The sequence below is a fragment of the Staphylococcus borealis genome (assembly GCF_001224225.1).
Lineage (GTDB): Bacteria > Bacillota > Bacilli > Staphylococcales > Staphylococcaceae > Staphylococcus > Staphylococcus borealis.
Window position 1 is genome coordinate 21,512 of the sequence record NZ_CUEE01000015.1, and the last position, 8,694, is coordinate 30,205.

The 8,694-nt window shown below is 33.3% G+C and carries 11 protein-coding genes and 1 pseudogene; 5 read left to right on the forward strand and 7 right to left on the reverse strand.

Annotation, left to right across the window (positions count from 1 at the left end):
• The 3 genes from mvaD to AK212_RS12275 all read left to right on the forward strand — a co-directional run bounded on the left by mvaD (position 1) and on the right by AK212_RS12275 (position 2,624).
• Complete coding sequence (gene mvaD / locus AK212_RS12265; RefSeq protein ID WP_053031394.1) at positions 1-984, forward strand: diphosphomevalonate decarboxylase; 984 nt, start codon at positions 1-3, stop codon at positions 982-984.
• A 12-nt stretch (positions 985-996) separates the two neighbouring features.
• Positions 997-2,073: a phosphomevalonate kinase gene (locus AK212_RS12270; protein ID WP_053031396.1), complete on the forward strand. Its 1,077-nt coding sequence runs from the start codon at positions 997-999 to the stop codon at positions 2,071-2,073.
• A 209-nt stretch (positions 2,074-2,282) separates the two neighbouring features.
• Positions 2,283-2,624 (forward strand): YuzB family protein, encoded by a 342-nt coding sequence (locus AK212_RS12275; protein ID WP_053031398.1) that lies wholly within the window; start codon positions 2,283-2,285, stop codon positions 2,622-2,624.
• A 124-nt stretch (positions 2,625-2,748) separates the two neighbouring features.
• Here the strand turns inward: AK212_RS12275 and AK212_RS12280 are convergent, their stop codons facing one another.
• The 7 genes and pseudogenes from AK212_RS12280 to AK212_RS12305 all read right to left on the reverse strand — a co-directional run bounded on the left by AK212_RS12280 (position 2,749) and on the right by AK212_RS12305 (position 7,490).
• Positions 2,749-2,952 carry a cold-shock protein gene (locus AK212_RS12280; RefSeq protein WP_053031400.1) on the reverse strand — a complete coding sequence of 68 codons (204 nt, stop codon included), beginning with the start codon at positions 2,950-2,952 and terminating at the stop codon, positions 2,749-2,751.
• Positions 2,953-3,185: 233 nt separating this feature from the next.
• Positions 3,186-4,376: pseudogene (gene merA / locus AK212_RS12285) on the reverse strand (hypothiocyanous acid reductase MerA); the annotation flags it as partial.
• A 28-nt stretch (positions 4,377-4,404) separates the two neighbouring features.
• Complete coding sequence (locus tag AK212_RS12290) at positions 4,405-5,790, reverse strand: recombinase family protein (protein WP_053031404.1); 1,386 nt, start codon at positions 5,788-5,790, stop codon at positions 4,405-4,407.
• Positions 5,791-5,972: 182 nt separating this feature from the next.
• Positions 5,973-6,116, reverse strand: coding sequence for a hypothetical protein (locus tag AK212_RS13685; protein WP_174841874.1), 144 nt, complete (start codon positions 6,114-6,116; stop codon positions 5,973-5,975).
• Positions 6,117-6,190: 74 nt separating this feature from the next.
• Positions 6,191-6,688, reverse strand: a complete 498-nt coding sequence (locus tag AK212_RS12295) for a hypothetical protein (protein WP_053031406.1) — start codon at positions 6,686-6,688, stop codon at positions 6,191-6,193.
• A complete protein-coding gene (locus AK212_RS12300) occupies positions 6,689-7,153 on the reverse strand; it encodes an ImmA/IrrE family metallo-endopeptidase (RefSeq protein WP_053031408.1) in 465 nt (154 codons plus the stop codon).
• A gap of 4 nt (positions 7,154-7,157) precedes the next feature.
• A complete protein-coding gene (locus AK212_RS12305; RefSeq protein WP_053031410.1) occupies positions 7,158-7,490 on the reverse strand; it encodes a helix-turn-helix domain-containing protein in 333 nt (110 codons plus the stop codon).
• A 164-nt stretch (positions 7,491-7,654) separates the two neighbouring features.
• On the opposite strand from AK212_RS12305, the gene AK212_RS12310 reads away from it, so the two are divergent.
• Both AK212_RS12310 and AK212_RS12315 read left to right on the forward strand, forming a co-directional pair.
• The gene (locus AK212_RS12310; RefSeq protein ID WP_053031412.1) at positions 7,655-7,846 is read left to right on the forward strand and encodes a helix-turn-helix transcriptional regulator; all 192 of its coding nucleotides are present in this window, start codon (positions 7,655-7,657) and stop codon (positions 7,844-7,846) included.
• A 49-nt stretch (positions 7,847-7,895) separates the two neighbouring features.
• Positions 7,896-8,669 carry a phage antirepressor gene (locus AK212_RS12315; RefSeq protein ID WP_053031414.1) on the forward strand — a complete coding sequence of 258 codons (774 nt, stop codon included), beginning with the start codon at positions 7,896-7,898 and terminating at the stop codon, positions 8,667-8,669.
• Positions 8,670-8,694: the final 25 nt, after the last annotated feature.

Genomic DNA, 8,694 nt, shown 5'->3' on the forward strand with positions numbered 1-8,694 from the left:
TTGAAAAAGAGTGGTAAAGCACGCGCACATACGAATATTGCACTGATTAAATATTGGGGTAAAGCAGATGAAGCATTAATTATTCCAATGAATAATAGTTTGTCAGTTACACTAGACCGTTTCTACACTGAAACGCGTGTTACATTTGACGACACATTGACTGAAGATCAGTTAATCCTAAACGGGGAAACTGTAAACGCTAAAGAAAGCGCTAAGATTCAACGTTATATGGACATGGTTCGTAAAGAAGCAGGTATTTCAGAACATGCACTTATTGAAAGTGAGAATTTTGTTCCGACAGCTGCAGGATTAGCGTCTTCAGCGAGTGCGTATGCTGCATTAGCTGGTGCGTGTAATGAAGCTCTACAATTAGGTTTGTCTGATAAAGACCTTTCACGTTTAGCGCGTCGTGGTTCTGGTTCAGCATCGCGAAGTATTTATGGCGGATTTGCTGAATGGGAAAAAGGGCATGATGATGAAACGTCTTATGCACACCGTGTTGAATCCGACAGTTGGGAAAACGAATTGGCTATGATTTTTGTAGTCATTAATAATAAATCTAAAAAAGTATCTAGTCGCTCGGGCATGTCATTGACACGTGATACGTCTCGCTTTTATCAATATTGGTTAGATCATGTTGAACCAGATTTGAAAGAGACGAAAGCGGCAATTAGTCAAAAAGATTTCAAGCGTATGGGTGAAGTGATAGAAGCCAATGGTTTACGTATGCACGCTACAAATTTAGGGGCACAACCGCCATTTACATATTTAGTACAAGAAAGTTACGATGCAATGCGCATCGTTCAGGAATGTAGGGAAGCGGGTTTGCCATGTTACTTTACAATGGACGCGGGACCTAATGTCAAAGTATTGATCGAGAAGAAAAATCAACAAGCCATCGTAGATAAATTTCTACAAGCGTTTGATCAATCAAAAATCATCACAAGTGATATTACACAATCAGGAGTCGAAATAATTAAGTAAGGAAGAGATATAATGATTCAGGTGAAAGCACCAGGAAAGCTTTATGTAGCAGGCGAATATGCAGTGACTGAGCCGGGATATAAGTCTGTCTTAATTGCAGTTGATCGATTTGTGACTGCTACGATTGAAGCTTCAAATGAGGTAACAGGTACGATTCACTCAAAGACACTACATTATGAGCCTGTAACGTTTAATCGCAATGAAGATAAAATAGATATCTCCGATGCCAATGCTGCGAGTCAATTGAAATATGTTGTAACTGCGATTGAAGTTTTTGAACAATATGCAAGAAGTTGCAACATTGAATTAAAGCACTTTCATTTAGAAATTGACAGTAACTTAGATGATGCTTCAGGTAATAAGTATGGGCTTGGCTCGAGTGCAGCTGTCTTAGTATCTGTTGTTAAGGCTTTAAATGAGTTTTACGATATGCAATTGTCTAATTTATATATTTATAAATTGGCGGTCATTTCTAACATGCGACTACAAAGTTTAAGCTCATGTGGTGATATTGCTGTCAGCGTGTATAGTGGATGGCTAGCTTATAGTACGTTTGACCATGATTGGGTTAAACAACAGATGGAAGAAACTTCAGTTAGTGAAGTACTAGAAAAGAATTGGCCGGGACTTCATATTGAACCACTACAGGCACCAGAAAATATGGAAGTGTTAATTGGGTGGACAGGTTCACCTGCATCGTCACCACATTTAGTTAGTGAAGTCAAACGCTTGAAATCAGACCCTTCTTTCTACGGAAGATTCCTTGATCAGTCGCATGCGTGTGTTGAAAACTTAATTTATGCCTTTAAAACGAATAACATTAAAGGTGTTCAAAAGATGATACGACAAAATCGCATGATTATTCAACAAATGGATAATGAGGCGACGGTTGATATCGAAACTGAAAATTTAAAATTATTATGTGATATTGGAGAACGTTATGGTGCTGCTGCTAAGACATCTGGAGCTGGCGGCGGTGACTGTGGTATCGCAATTATCGATAATCGTATCGATAAAAATCGTATTTATGATGAATGGGCATCTCACGGTATTAAACCGTTGAAATTTAGAATTTATCATGGACAATAATCATATTCGCACGTAAACGAGTGGGACTAAATTCAAATGTTGAATCAATGTCTTGCTCTTTTTTAATGAAAGTGCGCATGACTTTTAATGATTTGCTTGAATTTTTTAGTAAAAGGAGTAAAATAATTAGAGTTAAATTCATTGATGTGTATGTAAAACTTTTAAAAAAATTTATATAGCAACGACAATATAGAAAGGTAGGTGGCAAGGTGAAAAATAAATTCTTGATTTGTGATGAATGTCAGGCGGTTAATATTAAAACATTGAAGAGAAAACTAGAGAAGTTAGATCCAGAAGCGGAAATTGAAATTGGTTGCCAATCTTATTGTGGTCCTGGACGTCGAAAAACGTTTGCTTTTGTCAATAATCGTCCACTTGCTGCGCTTACTGAAGACGAACTATTAGAAAAAGTCACAGCCCAGCTTAAAAAACCAAGAGATCCAGAAGAAGAAGAGCGTCTAAGAAAACGTAATGAAGAACGTAAACGTCGTAAAGAAGAACAAGACCACAAGCTAAAAGAAAAATTAGCTAAACGTAAAGCGAATAAATAATTAAATATTAGTATAAATTGAGCTATGAATGTATTCTAATCTGAATATTGTCGTAGCTTTTTTAATGTTAAAAAAAGAGCACTTAGAAGAACATCGTCTTCTAAGTGCTTAATTAAGTTTAATCCTATGACATTACAACAACGTTAGTTGCTTGTTCGCCACGTTGACCTTCAGTAATATCGAAGTCAACTTTTTGACCTTCTTCTAAAGTTTTGTAACCTTCACCAGCGATACCGCTGAAGTGTACGAATACGTCGTTACCATCTTCTCTTTCGATGAAACCAAAACCTTTTTCTGCGTTAAACCATTTTACTGTACCGTTATTCATATAGAATACCTCCATGTGCTTTTGCACGAATATTTGTAACAAATTCATTTATAAAAAAGAGAGTATTCTAGACAAACACACTACATTTAAATTCACGAGCTTTTATTACGTTAGATTAACTATAACTGTTATTCGTTAATAAGTAAAGCTTTTTATTTTTAAAAATATTGATAAGTTGAAATTATATCTCTCCATGCACTAATATGACAACGTTTTGGCACATAAAAAATGTTTTAAATATTAAATAAATCGTTAAATGATTCGACGATAGTTGGGTGCGTATAAATCGTATCTCTCAATGTTTGATAAGGAATATGCTGATCGATAGCTAATTTAATTAAGTTGATAATTTCTTCAGATTCTTTACCGTAAAGGGTAGCACCTAAAATCATATCGTTATCTTTGTTTATAACTACTTTGAAAATTCCACGCGCATCATTATTAATCTTATGTCTTGGAATTTGAGAGACAAGTAATGTATTTTCTATATAATTGTAGCCTTGAGACTGTGCTTCTTTAGCCGTTAAACCAACTCGAGATAACGGTGGGTCAATAAAGACAGAGTAAGGGATTGCACCACGGTTACCCGTTGTTCGCGAGCGATCTCCAAATAATTCAGACTGCAGTATTCGATAATCATCTAGCGAGATATACGTAAATTGTAGTCCACCTTTGACATCTCTTGCTGCATAAATGTGGGCAACTGATGTCTGTAAATGCGCGTTCACTTTAATTTCACCACGTTCGCCAAGTTCAATATCAGTGTGTTCAAGTGCTAAGTCAGTGTTAGGTACACGTCCAGTCGCTAACAGTACGGCATCAGCTGAGAAATTACCTTGAGTAGTTACAACTGTTGTTTGATTGCCTTCATTTTTAAATGCTTGTGTTTCTACATTTGTAATAAACGAAATGCCTTTATCTTCTAAATATTTAATTGCATGAGTAACCACGTCTTGATCTTCTCGTGGCATGATTTGTGAACCATATTCTAAAACAGTAACTTTAGTACCAAAATTTGCAAACATTGAAGCAAATTCTAAAGCGATATAGCCACCGCCAATAATTACTAAATGTTTAGGTTGATATGAAATATTTAATAATCCACGTGAATCATATAAATGTTGTGCGTTTTCTATCCCTTTGATAGCAGGAATATTTGATTTCGCACCAGTATTAATAACAATCTTATCTGCTGTTAATGTCTGAGCAACAGAACCATCTTCGTTTACGAGGTTAACTTCTGTATTGGATTTAAATTGAACTTTGTAAGTGAATACATCAATATTTGCATCATTTGCTAAGTTATCATAATTTTTCTTATTTAATGCGCGAACTACGTCTTTTTTTCTTGAAAAGGCAGAACCAAAATCTGTACCGTCCATACCATCATGTACGAGCACTTTAGAGGGAATACAGCCGTGATTGCTAGACTGTACATACTTCCATAGTTTATTAATAAAATTCGATACTAGTAATTTTAAGCGAATTCCTTTTTCGTCTAGTGTTACCAGTACCGATTATGTACTCAAAATAAATATTCTTTATCGCCATTTTGATAAAATCTTCTTTATCTTCATCGCTTGAGATATCCCACATTTCAAGTAGTAAATCTTTGTATTGTTTTATATCTTCGATATCGTATTGCTTAACTTCTCTATTTTCATTTTGCTTTTCATATTCTACGATAGTTTGATCAGTTTCTTTTATTAAATCGAATAACTCATCTTCTTGCATTAAACCATTCGCATAAAGTTTATGATACCTTTTGCGTTGTTCCATTACTTTATTAATATCGATAGTTATTTCGGGTTCATTTTGTTTTTGAGTAACTTCATATTTTTCTAAATCAAATCGTTTAAGATACTCATAAAACACTCGTAATACTTCACTTTCTTTGATATAAACAGGCTTTAAATTAGGTGTAACCTTACAATTATTGCAATAATATTGTTTAACAAAAATGTATCCTGAGTTAGATTTCTTTTTGTGAGAATTCAATGTTAATCTAGCACTGCAATTAGGACATACAAGTTTACCTCTAAATATAGATGTGTGCTTAACCTTTTTAGTATTCACTCTCTCATTCAATCTATCTTTCACCTTATCGTACATTTCCTCGGTGATAATAGCCTCATGGTTATTCTCTATATGTACGCCTCCCCAATCAAAATGACCTCGTGTGAACGGGTTCTTTAAAGCGTGTGTAATTGTTCTTCCTTGCCATTGAGTATTATTTGGTGGGGGTATGTCAGAATTATTCAATTTGCGTGCTATTGCGTTAGAACTTTGCCCTTTCATCGCTTCATCATATGCCCACAAAATGACATCTTTGTACTTATTAGGTACAAACTTATTATCTACACGGTCATAATAGAATGGTGGGGTAGTAAGCATGATACCTTTTCTAAGTGCTGCAAGTTTACCCATTTGTGTACGCTCTCGTATCGTTTCCCTTTCCCACTCTGCCATTGCACCAACTAATGTTACGAATAACCTACCCATTGCCGTAGTTGTATCATACACTTCCGTTGCACTTCTAAATGATACGTTATTCTGTTCAAATATTTCTAGCAGGTCCAATAAGTCACGTACATTACGTGTAAGCCTATCTAATTTGTAGACTAGAACTAAATCAAACTTATTTATATCTTTCATCAAACGTTGTAATTCTGGTCTATCTCGTTTAGCACCTGAATAACCAGCATCGACATAAGTGTCGTAAACAGTCCAATCATTAATATCGCAAAACGATTTGAGTTTACGTTCTTGTTCTTCGATTGAATAGCCGTGTTCTTTCTGCTCTAAAGTCGAAACTCTGCAGTAGACTGCTACTTTCATTTTCTCACTCCTAGTATTAAAACAAGAGCAAAGATGTTATAATACAAATAGAGTATTTTCTTATTGCTCTTGTGTTTTATAAATTTTGTATATTATGCGTTATCAGTTTCGGTTTGGTCGCCAGATGCTGATAACGTTTTTTTTATGTGATACGCTCGAAAGGTGTACCGCATTAATAAAATTTAAAATATAGATGTTACTATCCACTTCAACAATTCCCAAAGCAACATAATTGCAAAAATGAATCCTAAACAACCTATCCCCATTCCCGGAATTGCTAATAAACAAGTATAGAAGTTAGTACAACCATCATTTTGTTTAGCCATTTCTTTCTCCTTTTATTTAAAATTATATGAAAGTGTCACAAAGACACTTTACTCAAATATCCGATAGTTATAAATTACTTTTCTGCTATCCTTCTCAATAATTCAATAATTTCTTCGTTTTGCTTAATAATTTTATTATTTTGTTTGTTATTATCATCTAGCAGTTTAATTAAGACAAAATTTTGATTAATTAATTCATATGTGAACATTTGACCGGAATTACTGGGGTTAGCAAGTGTACTTGATAATTTCGAAGTGAAACTATCAATAAATTGTCCGACACCATTTTTATCCAAAGAATGTATAGCGTGTTCACTAAGAGAATTTAAATCTCTTTTATCCAAAGTTCTTTGTAGTTTTAAAGTATCGAATTTATTATTAGAACTCTCTTCTACAGAAATACCTTCAATTTCAATTGGGCGTTTATTCTTATAATCATCTATAATTTTACGTTTTTCTGAAATGGACATTTGTTTATACCTAACTTTTTGTTCTTTGGTCAAAGTACCTAGCAATATTCCTTCTGTCCATAATTCTTTCATAGTTAAATAATCATTAGACAATTCTTTCAATTACACCAACTCCTTATATTCAAACACTCGTAACGGCTCAAACTGAATAACGTATTTACCATATCGAGTGGAATAACCATATTTTTGTTTATAATGTGCAATACTTTGTAGCACAAAATTCTCTGTAACTTCAAAAAAATTAGCAAGTTCATATAAGTTATGTATGTCTTGCAGAAATGCTTCAATTATTCCTTTTAAAGTTATAATTTTTTCATTAGCAAGTCTCCTTGCTTTTAATTCATACTTTCTATTTTGAATATCTTGCTCATTAAGTATATTACCGTAAGTGATTTCATGGTGAGCTAACTCTTCTGATAAAATTTCTAGTTTTTTAGCGTCAGATAAATTTTTATCAATTAATATTACTCCATTATCGTAAAACCCTTTAAACATTCCAGGTAATTCGAAAGTATCGCAAATATGTAAATGATTATTTTGGATTAGTAACTCTTCATATCTCCCCACATAATCAGTCCTTTTTACGTGCCTGACGTACTAAGTCAGCAAACTCTCTAATTTTTTGAAGTTCTTCTTCGGTAAAATCATCATCTAAATGTGCTGCGATAGTATCTTGTTCAACTTTTTCAATTTGTCTTTCAGTAATTCTCGATTTTGGAACGCCAAAGTAGTCAGCAAGTTGTTGTATTTTTTGTATTCTTGGATATTTATTTTGTTTAATCCAATTTGAAACAGTTGGTTGAGAAACGCCAATAGCTTTAGCGAGTTGTTGTTGATCAATATTTTTCTCATTCATAAGATCTTGAATATTTTTTGATAAAATTTTTCTAACGTTATTCTCCATGTTTTTTACTCCTTTTAATATTACTTAATGTAATATTAAGTTACCATAAGTTATATTACTTTACAATACTTTTTATAACTTTTTTACATAATTTATAACTTTTGTAGTTGACACATTCTCTAAAGTAATATAAAGTTATATTTGCGAAAGCGAGGTGAGAGAAAATGCCTGAACAGCTTACAATAAAAAAATGGCGTATCATTTCAGATATGAAGCAACAAGAAGTGGCTGATAAGCTTGGTGTAACGGCTAAAACAGTTGGACAATGGGAGAAGAAAGATGCTACTCCTAGTAATGTAGTAATTTATGCTTTAGCAAAATTGTACAAAATCGAGATAGACCAAATAAAGGTCTAAAAAATTTTAAACTTATTTATAACTTTTTATAACTTTTAGGAGGATAATAATGAACAATATAAAAGTTTTCAGTTTTGAAGATTTACCAGTAAGAACGTTAACAGTGGATGAGGAACCATATTTTGTAGGAAAAGATGTAGCAGGTATTTTAGGTTATTTAAAGACAGCTAATGCTATCGCAAATCATGTTGATGATGAAGATAAAACCACTACCCTAATCCAGGGAACAGGTTCCAATTATAAATCTAAAGCAGTAATCATCAATGAAAGTGGACTTTATAGCTTAATCTTCTCAAGCAAGTTAGAAAGTGCTAAACGTTTCAAGCGTTGGGTAACATCAGATGTTCTACCAGCTATTCGTAAACACGGTATTTACGCAACAGACAATGTAATCGAAAACACATTAAATAATCCAGATTATATTATCAATATTCTAACTGAGTATAAGAAAGAAAAAGAACACAATTTAGCACTTAAGCAACAAGTTAAGGAAAACAAACCTAAAGTGCTATTCGCAGATTCGGTTGCTGGAAGTGATAATTCAATACTCGTAGGAGAACTAGCGAAATTGCTTAAACAAAATGGTGTCGATGTTGGTCAAAACAGATTATTTAAATGGCTAAGAAATAACGGTTACCTAATCAAGAAAAATGGTGAAAGTTATAACTTACCAACTCAAAAAAGTATGGATTTAGAAATATTAGATATAAAGAAACGCGTAATTAATAATCCGGACGGATCTAGCAAAATTACACGTACGCCAAAAGTAACAGGCAAAGGTCAACAATATTTTATTAATAAATTTTTAACAGAAGAACTTTAACACCCACAATCGAACAAACAACTTA